Annotated in this window: 16 protein-coding genes; 6 read left to right on the top strand and 10 right to left on the bottom strand. The window is 52.9% G+C overall.

From position 1 onward, the window contains the following. Positions 1–34: 34 nt before the first annotated feature. The 4 genes from FDW97_RS17055 to folA all read left to right on the top strand — a co-directional run bounded on the left by FDW97_RS17055 (position 35) and on the right by folA (position 3,435). A complete protein-coding gene (locus FDW97_RS17055; RefSeq protein ID WP_003018880.1) occupies positions 35–268 on the top strand; it encodes a YgdI/YgdR family lipoprotein in 234 nt (77 codons plus the stop codon). 103 nt (positions 269–371) lie between these two features. Next, positions 372–902 (top strand): glutathione-regulated potassium-efflux system oxidoreductase KefF, encoded by a 531-nt coding sequence (gene kefF, locus FDW97_RS17060; RefSeq protein WP_087857648.1) that lies wholly within the window; start codon positions 372–374, stop codon positions 900–902. Next, the gene (kefC, locus tag FDW97_RS17065; RefSeq protein ID WP_085048327.1) at positions 895–2,757 is read left to right on the top strand and encodes a glutathione-regulated potassium-efflux system protein KefC; all 1,863 of its coding nucleotides are present in this window, start codon (positions 895–897) and stop codon (positions 2,755–2,757) included. The genes kefF and kefC overlap by 8 nt, the downstream gene beginning before the upstream one ends. A gap of 198 nt (positions 2,758–2,955) precedes the next feature. Further along, the gene (folA, locus tag FDW97_RS17070; protein ID WP_003018873.1) at positions 2,956–3,435 is read left to right on the top strand and encodes a type 3 dihydrofolate reductase; all 480 of its coding nucleotides are present in this window, start codon (positions 2,956–2,958) and stop codon (positions 3,433–3,435) included. A 90-nt stretch (positions 3,436–3,525) separates the two neighbouring features. On the opposite strand, the gene apaH is transcribed toward folA, so the two are convergent. Genes apaH through lptD form a run of 6 tightly spaced genes read right to left on the bottom strand, consistent with a single transcriptional unit; the run spans position 3,526 to position 10,264 of the window. Beyond that, entirely contained in the window at positions 3,526–4,374 is an 849-nt protein-coding gene (apaH, locus tag FDW97_RS17075) for a bis(5'-nucleosyl)-tetraphosphatase (symmetrical) ApaH (RefSeq protein ID WP_038637114.1), read from the bottom strand. A 10-nt stretch (positions 4,375–4,384) separates the two neighbouring features. Then, a complete protein-coding gene (apaG, locus tag FDW97_RS17080; protein ID WP_038637116.1) occupies positions 4,385–4,762 on the bottom strand; it encodes a Co2+/Mg2+ efflux protein ApaG in 378 nt (125 codons plus the stop codon). Positions 4,763–4,764: 2 nt separating this feature from the next. Then, positions 4,765–5,586 carry a 16S rRNA (adenine(1518)-N(6)/adenine(1519)-N(6))-dimethyltransferase RsmA gene (gene rsmA / locus FDW97_RS17085; protein ID WP_005124503.1) on the bottom strand — a complete coding sequence of 274 codons (822 nt, stop codon included), beginning with the start codon at positions 5,584–5,586 and terminating at the stop codon, positions 4,765–4,767. Further along, entirely contained in the window at positions 5,579–6,571 is a 993-nt protein-coding gene (gene pdxA / locus FDW97_RS17090; RefSeq protein WP_069324073.1) for a 4-hydroxythreonine-4-phosphate dehydrogenase PdxA, read from the bottom strand. The genes rsmA and pdxA overlap by 8 nt, the downstream gene beginning before the upstream one ends. Continuing rightward, a complete protein-coding gene (gene surA / locus FDW97_RS17095; RefSeq protein WP_038637121.1) occupies positions 6,571–7,857 on the bottom strand; it encodes a peptidylprolyl isomerase SurA in 1,287 nt (428 codons plus the stop codon). The genes pdxA and surA overlap by 1 nt, the downstream gene beginning before the upstream one ends. Before the next feature lie 52 nt (positions 7,858–7,909). Next, positions 7,910–10,264, bottom strand: a complete 2,355-nt coding sequence (gene lptD / locus FDW97_RS17100) for an LPS assembly protein LptD (protein WP_137351369.1) — start codon at positions 10,262–10,264, stop codon at positions 7,910–7,912. Between the two features lie 255 nt (positions 10,265–10,519). Between lptD and djlA the strand changes: the two genes are divergently transcribed. Further along, positions 10,520–11,335 carry a co-chaperone DjlA gene (djlA, locus tag FDW97_RS17105; RefSeq protein ID WP_003845702.1) on the top strand — a complete coding sequence of 272 codons (816 nt, stop codon included), beginning with the start codon at positions 10,520–10,522 and terminating at the stop codon, positions 11,333–11,335. 173 nt (positions 11,336–11,508) lie between these two features. Here djlA and rluA read toward each other — a convergent pair whose 3' ends face one another. The 3 genes from rluA to polB all read right to left on the bottom strand — a co-directional run bounded on the left by rluA (position 11,509) and on the right by polB (position 17,614). After that, positions 11,509–12,168 carry a bifunctional tRNA pseudouridine(32) synthase/23S rRNA pseudouridine(746) synthase RluA gene (gene rluA / locus FDW97_RS17110; protein WP_038637129.1) on the bottom strand — a complete coding sequence of 220 codons (660 nt, stop codon included), beginning with the start codon at positions 12,166–12,168 and terminating at the stop codon, positions 11,509–11,511. An 11-nt stretch (positions 12,169–12,179) separates the two neighbouring features. Continuing rightward, positions 12,180–15,086, bottom strand: a complete 2,907-nt coding sequence (rapA, locus tag FDW97_RS17115; RefSeq protein ID WP_038637132.1) for an RNA polymerase-associated protein RapA — start codon at positions 15,084–15,086, stop codon at positions 12,180–12,182. A 176-nt stretch (positions 15,087–15,262) separates the two neighbouring features. Then, positions 15,263–17,614: a DNA polymerase II gene (polB, locus tag FDW97_RS17120; RefSeq protein WP_085048324.1), complete on the bottom strand. Its 2,352-nt coding sequence runs from the start codon at positions 17,612–17,614 to the stop codon at positions 15,263–15,265. A 597-nt stretch (positions 17,615–18,211) separates the two neighbouring features. On the opposite strand from polB, the gene FDW97_RS17125 reads away from it, so the two are divergent. Further along, positions 18,212–18,595: a DUF4751 family protein gene (locus FDW97_RS17125; RefSeq protein WP_038637140.1), complete on the top strand. Its 384-nt coding sequence runs from the start codon at positions 18,212–18,214 to the stop codon at positions 18,593–18,595. Between the two features lie 42 nt (positions 18,596–18,637). Here the strand turns inward: FDW97_RS17125 and araD are convergent, their stop codons facing one another. Next, positions 18,638–19,333, bottom strand: coding sequence for an L-ribulose-5-phosphate 4-epimerase (gene araD / locus FDW97_RS17130; RefSeq protein ID WP_121528574.1), 696 nt, complete (start codon positions 19,331–19,333; stop codon positions 18,638–18,640). Positions 19,334–19,430 lie beyond the last annotated feature (97 nt).

Below are 19,430 nucleotides of genomic sequence, written 5' to 3' on the forward strand. Positions count from 1 at the left end.
TCACTGAAAACGACTGAAAAGCAGGGAGAACACCATGCAAAAACATATCCTGATCACCTCTATTTTTACCGCAGCAGCACTGTTTACCGTCGCCGGTTGTTCCTCAAACCAGGCGGTGAAAACCACCGACGGCAAAACCATCGTTACCGACGGCAAACCGCAAGTGGATGATGATACTGGCCTGGTGTCATATAAAAATGCGCAAACAGGTAAGACGGAGCAGATTAACCGCGACCAGGTTAAAGATATGAGTGAGCTGGACAACTAACTCAGATTTTTCCATTTATCTACTCAATAATATTGACTGTTAGCCTGTGGATTAACTGACTAAACTCACTGTTATTACAATAATGCAGTGACACAGGCTAATCATGATTCTCATCATTTATGCGCATCCCTATCCGCAGCATTCGCATGCGAATAAGCGGATGCTTGATCAGGCAAGGACGCTGGAGGGCGTGGAGATCCGCTCGCTCTACCAGCTCTACCCCGATTTCAATATCGATATTGCCGCTGAACAGGATGCGTTGGCACGCGCTGATTTAATTATCTGGCAGCATCCTATGCAGTGGTATAGCACGCCTCCGTTACTCAAATTGTGGATGGATAAAGTCCTCTCTCACGGCTGGGCCTATGGCCATGGCGGAACAGCGTTGCACGGTAAACATCTGCTGTGGGCTGTGACGACCGGCGGCGGTGAAAGCCACTTTGATATCGGTTCCCATCCTGGCTTTGATGTACTTTCTCAGCCCCTACAGGCAACGGCTTTATATTGCGGCCTCAAATGGCTGCCGCCGTTTGCGATGCACTGTACGTTTATTTGCGATGATGAAACGCTGCAGGCGCAGGCGCGCCACTATAAACAGCGTCTGCTGGAGTGGCAGGAGGTGCATCATGGATAGTCATACGCTGATACAGGCGCTGATTTACCTCGGTTCGGCGGCGCTGATTGTCCCCATCGCCGTACGGCTGGGCTTAGGGTCAGTGCTGGGCTATCTCATCGCCGGGTGCATCATCGGTCCTTGGGGCTTGAGGCTGGTGACAGATGCCGAATCAATCCTCCATTTTGCCGAGATCGGCGTGGTATTGATGCTGTTTGTCATCGGCCTGGAGCTGGATCCGCAACGTTTGTGGAAGCTGCGAGCCTCGGTGTTTGGCGGTGGTGCATTACAAATGGTGGTTTGCGGGGGGCTGATCGGTCTGTTCTGTATGTTCCTCGGCCTGCGCTGGCAGGTAGCGGAACTGATCGGCATGACGCTGGCGCTTTCCTCAACGGCCATCGCTATGCAGGCGATGAATGAACGTAACCTGATGGTGTCGCAACTCGGACGCAGCACATTTGCCGTGCTGCTGTTCCAGGATATCGCCGCTATTCCACTGGTCGCGATGATCCCATTACTCGCGGCGAGCGGCGCATCGACAACGCTTGGGGCATTTGCGCTCTCTGCGCTTAAGGTGGCGGGGGCACTGGTGCTGGTGGTGCTGTTAGGTCGCTATGTGACGCGTCCAGCGTTACGTTTTGTTGCCCGTTCAGGCCTGCGGGAAGTGTTTAGCGCCGTCGCGCTATTCCTCGTTTTTGGCTTCGGTCTGCTATTGGAAGAGGTCGGACTGTCGATGGCGATGGGGGCGTTCCTGGCCGGTGTGCTGCTGGCCAGTTCTGAGTATCGCCACGCGCTGGAAAGCGATATTGAACCGTTCAAAGGACTGTTGCTGGGACTGTTCTTCATCGGCGTGGGGATGTCTATCGATTTTGGCACGCTGGTAGATAACCCATTACGCATCGTTATTCTGCTGGTCGGTTTCCTGGTTATCAAAACCGTCATGCTGTGGCTGATAGCGAAACCGTTGCAGGTGCCGAATAAGCAACGTCGCTGGTTTGCCGTATTATTAGGGCAGGGCAGTGAATTTGCCTTCGTGGTGTTTGGCGCGGCGCAAATGGCAGACGTGCTTGATCCTGATTGGGCGAAATCGCTGACCCTGGCTGTCGCGTTGTCGATGGCGGCGACGCCGATTTTACTGGTGATTTTGACACGACTGGAAAAATCAGCGACCGGTGAAGAGCGGGAAGCGGATGAAATCGACGAAGAACAACCGCGAGTGATCATCGCCGGGTTTGGGCGATTTGGTCAGATTACCGGTCGTTTACTGTTGTCGAGCGGCGTCAAAATGGTGGTTCTTGATCATGACCCGGACCATATCGAAACGCTACGTAAATTCGGCATGAAGGTTTTCTATGGCGATGCGACCCGGATGGATCTGCTGGAGTCTGCAGGGGCGGCTAAAGCTGAAGTCATTATTAACGCCATTGACGATCCGCAAACCAGCCTGCAATTAACCGAAATGGTGAAGGAGCATTTCCCTCATCTGCAAATTATTGCCCGCGCGCGCGATGTGGATCATTACATTCGCCTGCGCCAGGCAGGGGTGGAAATGCCGGAACGTGAAACCTTTGAAGGCGCGCTGAAGACCGGGCGTCTGGCGCTGGAAGGTCTTGGGCTTGGTCGCTATGAAGCGCGTGAGCGGGCCGACGTATTCCGCCGCTTCAATATGCTCATGGTTGAGGAGATGGTGAAAGGGGAAAATGACGCGATTTCCCGCGCAGCGGTTTATAAACGCACCAGCGCAATGCTGAGTGAAATTATTGCGGAAGATCGCCAACACTTATCGTTAATTCAACGCCATGGCTGGCAAGGCACGGACGAAGGTAAACATACGGGCGACGTCGCCGATGAGCCGGAAGTGAAACCGTCAGCATAGAGTAAAAAATGTGATGTTCTGCAAACTTTACTGCTAATTGGCTGTTTTTGAACTACTGTAATGCTGGCGTACCACCTTAAATAGGTCGGTTCGCCAGCAGAACGGAAAATTTTCATGCTCATCCTCTTTCCGCCAGTCGACGAAAGATTGCGCTTTCCGTATAGTGGCGACAATTTTTTTGTATCCGGGAAACATTCAATGATCAGTCTGATTGCGGCGTTAGCGGTAGATCGCGTCATCGGTATGGAAAACGCCATGCCATGGAACCTACCTGCCGATCTCGCCTGGTTTAAACGTAATACCTTAAACAAGCCGGTTGTCATGGGACGCCATACCTGGGAATCCATCGGGCGACCGTTGCCAGGGCGTAAAAATATTGTCATCAGCAGCAAGCCAGGCACCGACGATCGCGTGCAGTGGGTGAAGTCTGTTGATGAAGCAATAGCGGCCTGCGGCGATGAACCTGAAATTATGGTGATTGGCGGTGGACGCGTGTATGAGCAGTTCCTGCCGAAAGCGCAAAAACTGTATCTGACACACATTGATGCGGAAGTTGAAGGGGATACGCATTTCCCGGACTACGAACCGGACGACTGGGAATCGGTGTTTAGCGAATTTCACGATGCCGACGCACAAAACTCCCACAGCTACTGCTTCGAGATTCTGGAACGTCGTTAATACCGTAAGCGCCGGATGGCGGCGAAACGCCTTATCATCCAGCTAATGTAGGCCGGATAAGGTGCGAGCACCGCATCCGGCAAACGACTATCAGGCGTTGACCGCCTCGCCGGGATCCAGATTCAGATGGCGATTTGATGGCTGTACAAAGTACCGTTTGTCTTCCCAGCGCAGACAGGTGAGGTCTCCCCCCCAGCAACATCCCGTATCCAGCGCGTAGATACCTTCAGGCGTGCCTTTCCCCTCCAGCGATGCCCAGTGCCCGAAAGCAATGCTATAGGCTTCACTGACCGGTCCAGGAATGGCAAACCAGGGCTTCAGTGGGGCTGGCGCATCTTCTGGCGACTCTTTGCTGTACATATCCAACTGACCGTTGGGGAAGCAGTAGCGCATGCGGGTAAATGCGTTGGTAATAAAACGCAGGCGCGCCAGTCCCGTGAGTTCCGGTGTCCAGTTGTTTGGCATGTCGCCATACATGGCGTCGAGGAAGAAGGGATAAGAGTCGCTCGACAATACGGCTTCAACATCGCGGGCGCAATTCCTCGCTGTCTGCAGATCCCATTGTGGGGTAATACCGGCATGCGCCATCACCAGCTTCTTCTCTTCATCAATCTGCAAGAGCGGCTGGCGGCGTAACCAATTAAGTAACTCATCCGCGTCCGGTGCTTCGAGCAGCGGTGTGAGCCGGTCTTTCGGTTTGTTACGACTGATACCGGCAAATACGGCCAGCAGGTGCAAATCGTGATTGCCAAGGACTAACCGCACGCTATCGCCCAGCGATTTCACGTAGCGTAAAACGTCCAGAGAGCCCGGCCCACGCGCGACCAGATCGCCAGTGAGCCATAGGGTGTCTTGTTCGGGGTTGAAGTCTACCTGGTGCAGCAAGGCGATCAGTTCATCGTAACAACCGTGAACGTCGCCAATAAGGTATGTCGCCATAGTTATTGTTTTAGTGAATGAGTGTTGGAACGGCGAGCCGAAACACGGGAATGTCGATGGTAAAGGCGATGCCTTGTTCATCGATCATTTCGTAATGACCCTGCATGGTGCCCAGCGGTGTTTCAATTACCGCTCCGCTGGTGTACTGATACTCTTCGCCAGGTGCGATGTGGGGCTGAACGCCAACCACACCTTCGCCCTGAACTTCGGTTTCGCGGCCATGACCATTAGTGATCAACCAATAACGCCCCAACAGCTGCACAGGCGCTCGCCCCAAATTGCGGATAGTCACGGTATAAGCAAAAACGTAACGTTCATCATCAGGTGAGGATTGCGCCTCAATGTAGACGCTTTGTACCTGAATGCACACTCGGGGCGAATTGATCATCTTTAACTCTCCTTCGATGGCGCGTTTTCTGACAGATAGTTAGCCATCCGGCAGTATTGCGCGACAGAGATATTTTCCGCTCGCATCGCCGGATCAATACCCAGCTCGGTCAGGACCTCAACGCTAAACAGGTTGCCGAGGCTGTTACGTACCGTTTTACGGCGCTGATTAAACGCTTCGGTGGTAATACGGCTCAGCACGCGGACATCTTTAACCGGGTACGGCATCGTCGCATGAGGAACCAGACGCACAACGGCGGAATCGACTTTAGGCGCAGGCGTGAATGCGGATGGCGGTACTTCGAGTACCGGGATCACATTGCAATAATATTGCGCCATGACGCTTAATCGACCATACGCTTTACTGTTTGGCCCTGCAACCAGACGATTGACCACCTCTTTTTGCAACATGAAATGCATGTCGGCAATGGCATCAGTATAGGTAAAAAGATGGAACATCAGCGGCGTGGAGATATTGTACGGCAGGTTACCGAAAACGCGCAGCGGCTGGCCCATCGTTTGTGCGAGTTCGCCGAAGTTCATCGTCATGGCATCTTGCTGATAAATCGTCAGCTTTGGCCCTAAAAACGGGTGAGTTTGCAGGCGCGCGGCAAGGTCCCGGTCCAGTTCAATGACCGTGAGCTTGTCCAGACGTTCGCCTACTGGCTCGGTCAATGCTGCCAGGCCCGGGCCGATTTCGACCATTGCCTGACCCTTCTGCGGATTGATAGCAGAGACAATACTTTCGATCACAAACTGATCGTTAAGGAAGTTTTGCCCGAAACGTTTACGGGCTAAGTGGCCCTGATGGACTCGATTATTCATTAGTATTAACAATCATTTTGATGGCGAGATTAAGCGCCGTAATAAAACTGCCGACATCTGCTTGCCCACGACCCGCAAGTTCAAGCGCGGTGCCGTGATCGACAGATGTGCGAATAAAGGGCAGGCCCAGCGTGATATTCACCCCGCGACCAAATCCCTGGTATTTTAGCACGGGGAGGCCCTGATCGTGGTACATTGCCAATACGGCATCCGCGTGGTCGAGATATTTGGGCTGAAACAGCGTATCTGCTGGCAGTGGGCCGTTTAGTTTCATCCCCTGCGTACGCAGTGCATCGAGGACGGGAATGATGGTGTCTATCTCTTCCGTCCCCATATGACCGCCTTCACCAGCATGCGGGTTAAGACCGCACACCAGAATATGCGGATCGGCAATGCCAAATTTGGTGCGCAAATCATGATGCAGAATGCCGATCACTTCCTGCAACAGGGCAGGCGTAATGGCGTCGGCAACGGCTCTGAGCGGCAAATGCGTGGTGGCCAGAGCAACGCGCAGCTCCTCCGTCGCCAGCATCATCACCACTTTCTTCGCCTGTGAGCGCTCTTCAAAAAACTCGGTATGCCCGGTAAACGGCACGCCAGCGTCATTGATTACGCCCTTGTGGACCGGACCGGTAATCAGCGCCGCGAATTCACCTTGCAGACAACCATCACAGGCGCGAGCCAGCGTATCCACGACATATTGCCCATTTTCTACCGCCAACTGACCTGCGACTACAGGCGCTCGTAGCGCAATCGGTAACAGCGTCAACGTACCTGCTGATTGCGGTCTGGCTGGGGTATCAGAAGAGTAGGGGAGGAGTGAAAGCGGTAAACCGAGCATCGCTGCCCGGTCACTGAGAAGAGCGGCATCCGCACAGACGACGAGTTCTACGGGCCACTCACGCTGTGCGAGCTGAACCACGAGGTCTGGGCCAATCCCGGCGGGTTCGCCGGGAGTGATGACAACGCGTTGAATACGAGTCATTAGTTGCTCAGAATTTTAACGTATGCGCTGGCGCGCTGTTCCTGCATCCAGGTCGCTGCTTCTTCCGAGAATTTACGGTTCATCAGCATACGGTAGGCACGGTCTTTCTGCGCTGCGTCAGTTTTATCGACATTACGCGTGTCCAGCAGTTCGATCAGATGCCAACCGAAAGAGGAATGCACCGGGGCGCTCATCTGGCCTTTGTTAAGTTTGGTCAGCGCATCGCGGAAAGCAGGATCGAAAATATCCGCTGCAGCCCAGCCCAGATCGCCGCCCTGGTTGGCAGAACCGGGATCCTGAGAAAACTCTTTTGCTGCTGCCGCGAAGGTGGTTTTACCACTCTTAATATCTGCCGCGATTTGTTCCAGCTTCAGACGCGCTTGTTGATCGGTCATGATCGGCGATGGTTTCAGCAGAATATGGCGGGCGTGCACTTCAGTCACGGAGATGCTCTGGCTTTGACCACGCATGTCGTTGACTTTCAGGATGTGGAAACCCACGCCTGAACGAATAGGGCCGATGATATCGCCTTTCTTCGCGGTGCTTAACGCCTGAGCAAAGATGCCCGGCAGTTCCTGAATACGTCCCCAACCCATCTGGCCGCCTTTCAGCGCCTGCTGATCTGCGGAGTAAGTGATGGCCAGTTTGCCGAAATCGCTACCGTTACGCGCTTCATCAACAACAGAGCGTGCCTGGCTTTCAGCCGCGTTTACCTGCTCTGACGTTGGGTTTTCCGGTAATGGGATCAGAATGTGGCTCAGGTTCAGCTCGGTGCTGGCATCGTTTTGGTTGCCAACCTGCTGCGCCAGGGCATCCACTTCCTGCGGCAGAATGGTGACGCGACGGCGAACTTCGTTGTTACGTACTTCGGAGATGGTCATCTCTTTGCGGATCTGGCTCCGATAGGTCGAATAGCTCAAGCCATCCTGTGCCAGACGGCTGCGCATCTGATCCAGCGTCATGTTGTTCTGCTTGGCGATGTTGGCGATAGCCTGATCCAACTGCTCGTCAGAAATTTTCACCCCCATCTTCTGACCCATCTGCAGGATGATTTGATCCATGATCAAACGTTCCAGGATCTGATGACGCAGCGTGGCGTCGTCTGGTAACTGCTGACCAGCCTGACCCGCATTAAGTTTTACTGACTGCATTAAGCCATCGACGTCGCTTTCCAGAACGACGCCGTTATTGACGACGGCTGCGACTTTATCGACTACCTGTGGGGCAGCGAAACTGGTATTCGCGATCATGGCGATACCGAGAAGCAGCGTTTTCCAGTTCTTCATACTTTTTCCATTTCAATTAACCGCAATGCGGATTACGTGTAAATTAATCAGATCATAAAGCGCTTTGATACGGCAAAATGTTCGAACGCAACATTTGGTTGGTGCCGAGACCGTAGTTGGAGCTCAGGCCGCGGAGTTCGATATTAAAGCCGATCGTGTTGTCATAAACTGCGTGTTTCTGGGTGTCATCCCAACCGTTCAGCTTACGTTCGTAGCCGAAGCGAATGGCGTAACAGCAGGAGTTGTACTGTAAGCCCAGCATGGAGTCTGCTTCTTTGTTCACGTTGGTATCGAAGTAGTAAGCACCGACAATCGACCAGCGATCGGCGATCGGGAAGCTTGCCACTGCGCCCACCTGCGAAATCCCGTTCTTATACTGATCGGCCGTCGAGTAGTAAGAAGGCAGGGTTGCCTGGATATACTCTGAACTGGCATAACGGTAGTTCAACTGCAGCATACGGTTTTCGTCGCGGCGGTATTCGATACTGCTGCTGCTGGTGGCGATGCTATCCAGACGCGTGTCGTACTGAATCCCACTACGCAAACCCCAGCGATCGGAGATGCGCCAGTAGGTGTCTCCCGCCCAGACCAGCGAACCTGTTTTGTCGTCATTCTCCCATTTAATGTTGTCATCGCCAGTGCGAGACTCAGTGAAATAGTAGATTTGACCCACAGAAATATTAAAACGTTCAACGGCCGCGTCATCATAAACGCGAGATGTGACCCCGGTCGTTACCTGGTTAGCGGAAGCAATACGGTCCAGACCGCCATAAGTACGGTCGCGGAACAGGCCGCTGTAGTCAGATTGCAGCAGGGACGAGTCATAGTTATAGATATGGCTTTGGTCGCGATACGGGACGTACAGGTACTGGGCGCGCGGCTCCAGCGTCTGGGTATATCCCGGCGCCAGCATTTGCATATCACGCTCGAATACCATCTTGCCGTCAACTTTAAACTGCGGCATGACGCGGTTGGCGGAATCATCCAGCTTGGTGGCGTTATTGGTGTTGTACCAATCCAGATTGGTCTGCTGATAGTGCGTTGCCAGCAGTTTCGCTTCGGTATTGATACTGCCCCAGTTATTCGACAACGGCAGATTGATGGTCGGTTCAAGGTGAACACGCGTTGCTTCTGGCATGTTGTCATTGGTGTTCACGAAATGGACCGCCTGGCCATAAATACGGGTATCAAACGGACCGACGTCATTCTGGTAATAGTTGACGTCTAACTGCGGCTGCGCAGAGTAACTGTTACTGTTTGCGGAATCGAAGACCTGGAACTGCTTGGTCGAAACCGTGGCGTCAAAATTCTGTACCGCATAGCCGACGCTGAATTTCTGCGTGGCGTAGCCGTCGGTACTGGAGCCGTATTTGTTATCAAAATCATTAAAGTAACTGGTGTCGCTGACCTTGGTGTAGTCGACGTTGAAACGCCACACCTGGTCCATGACGCCAGAGTGCTGCCAGTAGAACAGCCAGCGGCGTGAGTTGCTGTCCTTCGGATTATCATCTTCGTACACTTTATCGGAGTTCAGATAGTCGAACTCCATCAGGCCTGCGCCCGCCTGGGTGAGGTAGCGGAATTCGTTCTCCCACATGATGCCGCCACGACGGTGCATATAATGCGGCGTGATGGTGGCGTCCATATTGGGCGCAATGTTCCAGTAGTACGGGAGGTAGAACTCAAAATAGTTATTAGTAGAGTATTTTGCGTTCGGGATCAGGAAACCGGAACGGCGCTTATCGCCGACGGGCAACTGTAAATAGGGGCTGTAAAAGACCGGAACCGGACCCAGTTTAAACCGGGCGTTCCAGATTTCCGCGACCTGTTCTTCACGATCGTGGATGACTTCGCTACCGACGACGCTCCAGGTATCCGAACCGGGCAGACAGGAGGTAAAACTACCGTTTTCCAGAATGGTATAACGGTTTTCCCCACGCTGTTTCATCAGATCGGCTTTCCCGCGTCCCTGACGACCTACCATCTGGTAATCCCCCTCCCAGATATTGGTATCTTTGGTATTCAGATTAGACCAGCCCTTCGGTCCCTTCAGAATCACCTGATTGTCATCGTAATGAACATTACCCAACGCATCGACGGTTCGTACTGGCTCCGGCTGGCCTTCTGCTTGCTTCTGGTGAAGCTGAACTTCGTCGGCCTGCAGGCGGCTATTACCCTGCGCAATATCCACGTTGCCGGTAAACACCGCGTCATCCGGGTAATTCCCTTTCGCGTTGTCGGCATTAATGGTGACGGGTAATTCATTGGTTTCGCCCTTCACCAGAGGACGGTTATAGCTCGGCACGCCCAGCATACACTGTGAGGCGAGATCGGCTGCCAGGCCCTGTTGGCTATAAAGGGCGCTGGCAATCATGGTGGCCAGAAGAGTGGGAATACGTTTTTTCATACGTTGTATTTATTGTTCCATCATCGGTAGCGTCGCGCGTGACAAACGGTCACAGCCTAACTTATCTCATCTTCACTGCGCTAGTGTTAATCCTGCCCATTTAGGCATCCGTGGTGTTAGGCACGGCATTGAATGACAGGTATGATAATGCAAATTATAGGCGATGTCCCACAATTGACCGCAGCCGTAAAACGGTAAAAGCAGCTTATATTGTGGGACATAGCCTGGCTGAGAGCACAAAGATTTGGGGAGTCTATGCAGTATTGGGGAAAGATAATTGGTGTAGCCGTGGCTTTAATGATGGGCGGCGGCTTCTGGGGTGTGGTTCTGGGCCTGTTAGTCGGCCACATGTTCGACAAAGCCCGCATGCGCAAAATGGCGTGGTTTGCCAACCAACGTGAACGCCAGGCGCTTTTTTTTGCCACCACTTTTGAGGTGATGGGACATCTGACCAAATCCAAAGGTCGCGTCACGGAAGCCGATATTCATATCGCCAGCCAGTTGATGGATCGGATGAATTTGCACGGTGATTCCCGTACTGCCGCGCAACACGCCTTCCGGGTGGGAAAATCAGACAATTACCCGTTACGTGAAAAGATGCGTCAGTTTCGCAGCGTCTGTTTTGGTCGATTCGATCTGATCCGCATGTTTCTGGAGATTCAGATCCAGGCGGCATTTGCCGACGGGTCATTGCACCCTAACGAGCGTGAAGTGCTGTATGTGATTGCTGAAGAGTTGGGGATTTCGCGCACCCAGTTTGATCAGTTTCTGCGCATGATGCAGGGCGGGGCACAGTTCGGCGGCGGATATCAGCAGCAGTCCGGTGGTGGCGGCTGGCAGCAGGCGCAACGAGGCCCGACGCTGGAAGACGCCTGCAATGTTCTCGGTGTAAAAACAACCGACGATGCGACCACCATTAAGCGCGCTTATCGTAAACTAATGAGCGAACACCATCCGGACAAACTGGTCGCGAAAGGTTTACCGCCAGAAATGATGGAGATGGCTAAGCAGAAGGCGCAGGAAATTCAGAAGGCGTATGAGCTAATCAAAGAACAGAAAGGCTTCAAGTAAATATACACGGCATCCTTCAAGCTGCCTCTTTGTTGGCTGCACTGTGAAACCCCAGTCACATAGTTATCTATGCTCCTGGGGATTTCTTCGTTTGCCGCCTCGATGCATCTCGAATGATTTGTGTCTATAAATAGAGACACAAAGCAAAAACGAAATGCGTCCCCAGCAACGTTTTAAAAATCCGCCGGGACTTTAAACGTCATGCTGTTGCCGTATGCGGGATGAGTGATGGTTAACATCTCTGCGTGCAGCAGCAGGCGTGGCGCTAACGCCAGGGCTTCTGGCGGAGCGTAGAAGCGGTCGCCGAGGATCGGATGTCCTAATGCCAGCATATGCACACGCAACTGGTGGGAGCGTCCGGTTATGGGTTTGAGCACCACCCGGGCGGTGTTATCCGCCGCGAACTCGACCACTTCATACTCGGTCTGCGCGGATTTCCCGGTCTCATAACACACTTTCTGCTTTGGTCGGTTCGGCCAGTCGCAAATCAGCGGTAAATCAACCAGTCCCTCGGCAGGCGCCGGATGTCCCCATACGCGTGCGACATACTGCTTTTTCGGTTCGCGCTCGCGAAACTGGCGTTTGAGTTCACGCTCTGCCGCTTTAGTTAGCGCGACTACAATCACGCCGCTGGTTGCCATATCCAGACGATGTACGGATTCAGCCTGTGGGTAGTCGCGTTGAATACGCGTCATCACGCTGTCTTTGTGCTCATCCAGACGACCCGGCACGGACAACAAGCCGCTCGGCTTGTTGACCACCATAATGTGCTCATCCTGATACAGGATAACCAGCCAGGGTTCCTGCGGCGGATTGTAGTTTTCCATCCCCATGTATGGCTCCGTTACTGGTGCGTCACGACGATCAGACGCAGGGCATCCAGACGCCAGCCCGCCTGCTCCAGGCTTTCCAACACCTGCTGGCGGTTGCTTTCAATGGCGCTCAGTTCGTCATCACGGATGTTCGGGTTAACGGCACGTAGGGCTTCCAGACGCGACAGTTCTGCTGTCAGCTTCTCATCCGCTTCTTTGCGCGCCGCATCGATCAGCGCACGGGCGGATTTTTCCACCTGCGCTTCACCCAACTGCAGGATGGCATGAACATCCTGCTGCACTGCGTTGACCAGTTTGCTGCCGGTGTGGCGGTTAACGGCGCTGAGCTGACGGTTAAAGGTTTCGAATTCAACCTGCGCGGCAAGGTTATTGCCGTTTTTATCCAGCAGCATGCGTACCGGCGTTGGCGGCAGGAAGCGGTTCAACTGCAGCTGTTTCGGCGCTTGCGCCTCTACAACGTAAACCAGTTCAACCAGCAGAGTGCCGACCGGTAACGCTTTGTTTTTCAATAAAGAAATAGTGCTGCTTCCGGTGTCGCCGGACAGGATCAGATCCAGACCATTGCGGATCAGCGGATGCTCCCAGGTAATAAACTGCGCGTCTTCACGCGACAGGGCGACATCACGTTCAAACGTAATGGTGCAGCCATCTTCCGGCAGGCCAGGGAAATCCGGTACCAGCATATGATCGGACGGCGTCAGTACGATTAAATTGTCGCCACGGTCATCCTGATTAATACCGACGATATCAAACAGGTTCATGGCAAAGGCGATCAGGCTGGTGTCGTCATCCTGCTCTTCAATACTTTCGGTAAGTTGCTGAGCTTTTTCACCACCATTGGAGTGAATTTCCAGCAGGCGATCGCGGCCTTGCTCCAGTTGGGCTTTCAGCGCCTCGTGCTGCTCACGGCAGGTTTTGATCAGGTCATCAAAGCCATCGGTATTTTCCGGCTCAGCCAGGAAGCCGATCAGATTGTTGTATACCGTGTCATAGATAGTACGTCCGGTTGGGCAAGTGTGTTCGAACGCATCCAGACCTTCGTGGTACCAGCGCACCAGCACGGATTGCGCGGTTTTTTCCAGGAATGGTACGTGGATCTGAATATCATGTGCCTGGCCGATACGGTCCAGACGACCAATACGCTGTTCCAGCAGGTCCGGGTTGAACGGTAGGTCGAACATCACCAGGTTGCTGGCGAACTGGAAGTTACGCCCTTCTGAGCCGATTTCAGAACACAGCATCACCTGGGCGCCGCTATCTTCTTCGCTAAACCAGGCCGCCGCGCGGTCACGTTCAATAATCGACATTCCTTCATGGAACACGGCGGCGCGGATCCCTTCGCGTTCGCGCAGGACCTGCTCCAGTTGCAGCGCGGTGGTCGCTTTCGCGCAGATAACCAGCACTTTTTGCGAACGGTGGCTGGTCAGGTAGCCCATCAGCCATTCCACGCGCGGATCGAAGTTCCACCAGGTGCCGGTGTCGCCTTCGAATTCCTGATAAATCTGTTCCGGGTAGAGCATGTCGCGAGCCCGGTCTTCCGCACTCTTACGCGCGCCCATAATGCCGGAGACTTTTATCGCGGTCTGGTATTGGGTCGGCAACGGTAATTTGATGGTATGCAGTTCGCGTTTCGGGAAGCCTTTCACACCGTTACGGGTGTTACGGAACAGCACACGGCTGGTGCCATGGCGGTCCATCAGCATCGAAACCAGTTCCTGACGCGCGCTCTGGGCGTCTTCGCTGTCGCTGTTTGCTGCCTGCAATAATGGCTCAATATCCTGCTCGCCAATCATGTCGCCTAACATGTTCAGCTCATCGTTACTCAGCTTATTGCCAGCCAGTAGCATGGCGACGGCATCAGCGACCGGACGGTAATTTTTTTGCTCTTCAACAAACTGGGCGAAATCGTGGAAACGGCTTGGATCCAGCAGGCGCAGACGTGCAAAGTGGCTTTCCATACCCAGTTGTTCTGGCGTAGCGGTCAGCAGCAGGATACCCGGTACGCGCTCAGCCAGCTGTTCAATGGCCATATATTCGCGGCTGGGCGCATCTTCGCTCCACACCAGGTGATGGGCTTCGTCGACAATCAGCAGATCCCATTCGGCGTCACACAGGTGCTCCAGACGCTGTTTACTGCGACGGGCAAAGTCCAGCGAACAGATAACTAACTGTTCGGTTTCAAATGGGTTGTAGGCGTCGTGTTGCGCTTCTGCATAACGCTCATCATCGAACAGCGCAAAACGCAGGTTGAAACGGCGCAGCATTTCGACCAGCCACTGGTGCTGTAGCGTCTCCGGGACGATGATCAGTACGCGTTCAGCGGCGCCGGAAAGCAGTTGCTGATGCAGGATCATCCCGGCCTCAATGGTTTTACCTAAACCCACTTCGTCAGCCAGCAAAACGCGCGGGGCGTGACGACGACCAACATCATGAGCAATGTTGAGCTGGTGGGGGATCAGGCTGGTACGTTGGCCGCGCAAACCACTCCATGGCATACGGTACTGTTCGCTCTGAAATTTACGCGCGCGATAGCGCAGCGCAAAGCGGTCCATACGGTCAATCTGACCGGCAAACAGGCGATCCTGTGGTTTGCTGAATACCAGTTTACTGTCGAGCAACACTTCACGCAGCGTTACACCGGTTTCTTCGGTATCAAGGCGGGTTCCGATATAGGCAAGCAGGCCGTTTTCTTCTTTTACTTCATCGACATGCAGTTGCCAGCCTTCATGGCTCGTTATCGTATCGCCAGGATTGAACATCACGCGGGTCACGGGAGAATCACTGCGCGCATACAGACGGTTTTCGCCCGTCGATGAGAAAAGTAAAGTGACGGTTCGCGCATCCATGGCGACAACAGTACCAAGTCCCAGTTCGCTTTCTGTATCGCTGATCCAGCGTTGACCAAGTGTAAAAGGCATATATGTTCGGCTCTATATCTTTAATTGCAGGCAATACTCGTCATTTTCCGGGCTAACCCGGTTTTTGAGAGCATACGACCCCGCTACCAGGCTAATAAATCAGTGGTAGTGGTGTTAAATGGGTCCAGGAATGGAAAGGGCGCTATGGTACTGGATGGCGGCGGTTTCGTCACGCGTCAAAATAACCCCAGTTGCCCTGTGAGTAGTGTAGCAAAGTTATCATCGATAAAGGGAAGTATTCCCTCGGCAACCGGTTGTATCTGACGGGTCAGATAGTGCTCATAATCGAGAGCAGATTGCTGATAATCCACAGGTTCAGGGCCGTTTACTGTCCAGACATATTTAATGGTGCCACGGTTTTGGTACTGTGGCGCGCGACCTCGTTTTATATTCTGTTCATCAGCCAGTCGTGCCGCGCGGACGTGTGGCGGAACATTACGCTGGTATTCACTTAACGGGCGGCGCAGGCGTTTGCGGTACACCAGTTGTGCATCCAGTTCACCTGCCATCAGACGGTCGATGGTCTCGCGGACAAACTTCTGATACGGCTCGTTACGAAAAATTCGCAGGTACAGCTCCTGCTGGAATTGTTGCGCCAGCGGTGTCCAGTCGGTGCGAACCGTTTCCAGCCCCTTAAACACCATGCGTTGTTCAGCCCCTTCCTGAATCATCCCGGCGTAACGCTTTTTACTACCGGTATCCGCACCGCGAATAGTCGGCATCAGAAAGCGACAAAAGTGGGTTTCAAACTCCAGCTCCAGAGCGCTGGTCAGATTTTGTTGCTTTAGCGATTGCGCCCACCACGAGTTGACATGGCATACCAGTTCTCGGCCAATCCGGGCGGCATCATCTTCTGAGTGCGCCTTTTTAAGCCAGACAAAGGTTGAGTCGGTATCACCATAGATGACATCGTAGCCTTGGGCCTCAATTAACGCTTTGGTCTGGCGCATGATCGCATGGCCGCGCATCGTGATTGATGAGGCCAGTCTCGGGTCGAAAAAGCGACAGGCGGTAGTACCCAGTACGCCGTAAAACGCATTCATGATAATTTTCAGCGCCTGCGAGAGCGGTTTATTCCCGTGGCGTTTTGCTTCTTCACGCCCGTGCCAGATCTGAGTAACGATCTCCGGCAGGCAGTGTTTTTCGCGTGAGAACCAGGCGTCAAGAAAACCTTCGGTGCTGTGCTCCCGATCCGGGTGCGCCATCCCTTCGATAAGCCCCACCGGATCGATCAAAAATGTACGAATAATTGAGGGGTACAGGCTTTTGTAATCCAGCACCAGAACGGAGTCGTACAATCCCGGGCGCGAGTCCATCACATAGCCGCCGGGGCTGGCGTGCGCGGGAACTTCCCCCAGATTTGGCGCCACGTAACCCGCCCGGTGCATGCGCGGAAGGTAAAGGTGGCCGAAGGCGGCAACCGAACCACCGTGACGGTCGACCGGTAGACCGTTGACCGTCGAGCGCTCCAGCAGAAAAGGCATGATCTCGGTTTTATGAAAAATACGCGTGACCAGCTCACAGTCTTTGAGATTGTAGGTGGCGAGCGCGGGTTTATCCTGGGCAAACCGACGGTCAATTTCGTCCATTCGGTCCCACGGGTTATCAATCGATTTTCCTTCGCCCAGCAATTCTTGCGACACCGTTTCCAGCGAGAATGACGAGAAATTCCAGAATGCGGATTTGAGCGCTTCAATGCCGTCAATGATCAGTCGACCTTTGGCCTGCGCGAAGAACACGCCGTTTTTGAAGCCATGCTCGCGCCACTCCAGTTCGCTATTATCACGACCAAAACGCAGGGGGATGCGATAACGTTCGGCATGCTTTTGCAGGACGCGTAAATCGAATTGCACCACGTTCCAGCCAATGATGACATCGGGATCATGACGGGCAATCCAGTCGTTGAGCTTTTCCAGCAACTGCGGTCGGCTAGCCACGTACTCAAGTTCAAAATCCAGCGCCGAGGCATCGCCGTTTGCCGGGCCGAGCATGTAGACAATACGCTGCCCGCAGCCTTCAAGACCGATGCAGTAGAGTTCACCATGCCGCGTGGTTTCGATATCCAGCGATACCCATTTTAGCGGCGGTCGATAGTCCGGGTTTGGCTTCAGGCGGGCATTAATCAGCGTGCCGTTATGTTTGTCGCCTTCGACCCAGATCGGGGACGTGATAAAGCGCTCCATCAGATATCGCTCTGGCGGGCGTACGTCAGCCTCATAAACGGTGATGTCGTTTTCGCGCAGGAGTTTTTCCAGCCGCATAAGCTGGCGGTGGGAGCGGCAATACAGACCCGACACGGGCTGGCGGTGGAAATCTTGTAGCTGAAGCGGCGTCAGGCGATAGCCGTTCTCTGTACGTAATAATGATGTAACGCGCGGAACCTGACTGCCAGGTATAAACGCGACGGATTCCTGAGGCGCGAGCGTGACCAGCAGCGGCCCGTCGTCTGTCGCCAGCCAGAATGAGACCTCAGTTCCCTGCGGGGTGTCCCGCCAGTGCCGGGTTAAAATAAAGCCTGCCTGCGCCACGCTGTGTATCCATTAAAAAACCAGGCATGATTATAGCCTGGATTGCACGATTGTACTGTTATTTTGTACAGTTGTAAGATAAAAGTCGCGGTAAGACGCAGTCGCAGTGACAGTAAAATTCTTTTCGGGTACAAAATTTCAGTGTCGAACTATTTAATTTATGAATACAGTTTCTGGTTATACTTCCGTAAATTATTTGATTAGTCTGTTTTGATTATTTATTTAAATTACTACTTTTTGATTATGTGTTTTCCATAAATTGATAGTCTGCTTCAGGAGTTTTTTCACATTTTCAGAATAGTGCTCAACCCATTCTGTTACTTACCCCTCGGTTCAGAAAAAATTACACTTTTTTTAATTTGTTTTTATTCATGGTTAGTGTAACTATTTTAATCGAAGCATTCGGGTTGTCAGGTTGAATATAATATATATTATTGGATTACTATTGTCTGGATAAAAACAGATTTTCGGTACGATTTCGTCGGGAATATCTCTCTGCATAATTTGATTTTTATCTCCTGATGTAATTTTTATTCATCTGGCGGCTCGGGTGTTTTATATCAATAGCTTGGGTGTGTTGTGAAATGGAGAGGTGTTATGAATGTTTATACTCAGGCGTTACAGGTAGGATATGACCACTATTTATTTGTTAATACTCAGCTATCTAACCCGACTATTAAGTCGGTAAGTCAATACATTGAGTATAGAACATGGTCAGGTCAAATCTGGCGCTCTGAGATTATTGATCGTGGGAATGCCTTCTTTCACTGGCAAGGACAGGACAGAATAAATGGGCATCGTGATACGGTTATTAATTATCTGTTGAACGGCCAACGCTGGCAGTCAACAATTGCAGATTATATTTTCTTTCATTCTCTGGATGGCGAAGAGGCGCTGGGACATTATGATAATGTGATTAAATACGTTTGTGCTAATAATTGTGTGTATCGAAGTACGTTTGCGGAATATATAACTCAATAATAAGAAGGCGCGTCATTGTTTCCGGACGCGCCTGGCGTCATTTCACTGACCGTAATAGGCTTTTGCGCCATGCTTACGCAGGTAGTGTTTATCCAGCAGGGTTTGTTGCATATCCGGCAACTGCGGCGCGAGTTGGCGGCAGAATATCCCCATATAGGCGACTTCTTCCAGCACGATGGCGTTATGCACCGCATCTTCGGCATTTTTTCCCCAGGCGAACGGACCGTGAGAGTGCACCAGTACGCCTGGCATCTGCGCTGCGTCAATCCCTTGTTTCTCAAAGGTTTCGACGATCACATTCCCGGTTTCCCACTCGTATTCCCCGTTAATCTCGCTGTCGGTCATTTTACGTGTGCAGGGAATGGCGCCGTAGAAATAGTCCGCATGGGTGGTGCCTGTCGCCGGAATCGACTGACCCGCCTGCGCCCAGATTGTCGCGTGGCGCGAGTGGGTATGAACAATGCCGCCAATGGTCGGGAATGCCTGATATAACAAACGGTGCGTTGGGGTATCGGAGGAGGGCTTTTTCGTGCCTTCAACGACTTCCCCGGTGGCGATACTGACAACAACCATATCGTCTGCGGTCATGACGCTGTAATCGACACCGGAAGGTTTAATCACAAACACGCCGCGTTCGCGATCGACGGCGCTAACGTTACCCCAGGTCAGCGTCACCAGGTTGTGCTTGGGCAGTGCCAGATTCGCTTCCAGTACCTGACGTTTAAGATCTTCTAGCATGTAAACTCCTGAATGCCAGATGGCGTTTCGCTTATCCGGCCTACGGTGATTTATAGGCCCGGTAAATGAAATGCCACCGGGCAATCCGTTTCACCAA

Source organism: Citrobacter sp. wls708 (assembly GCF_005281255.1).
In the GTDB taxonomy this organism is placed as follows: Bacteria; Pseudomonadota; Gammaproteobacteria; order Enterobacterales; family Enterobacteriaceae; genus Citrobacter; species Citrobacter werkmanii.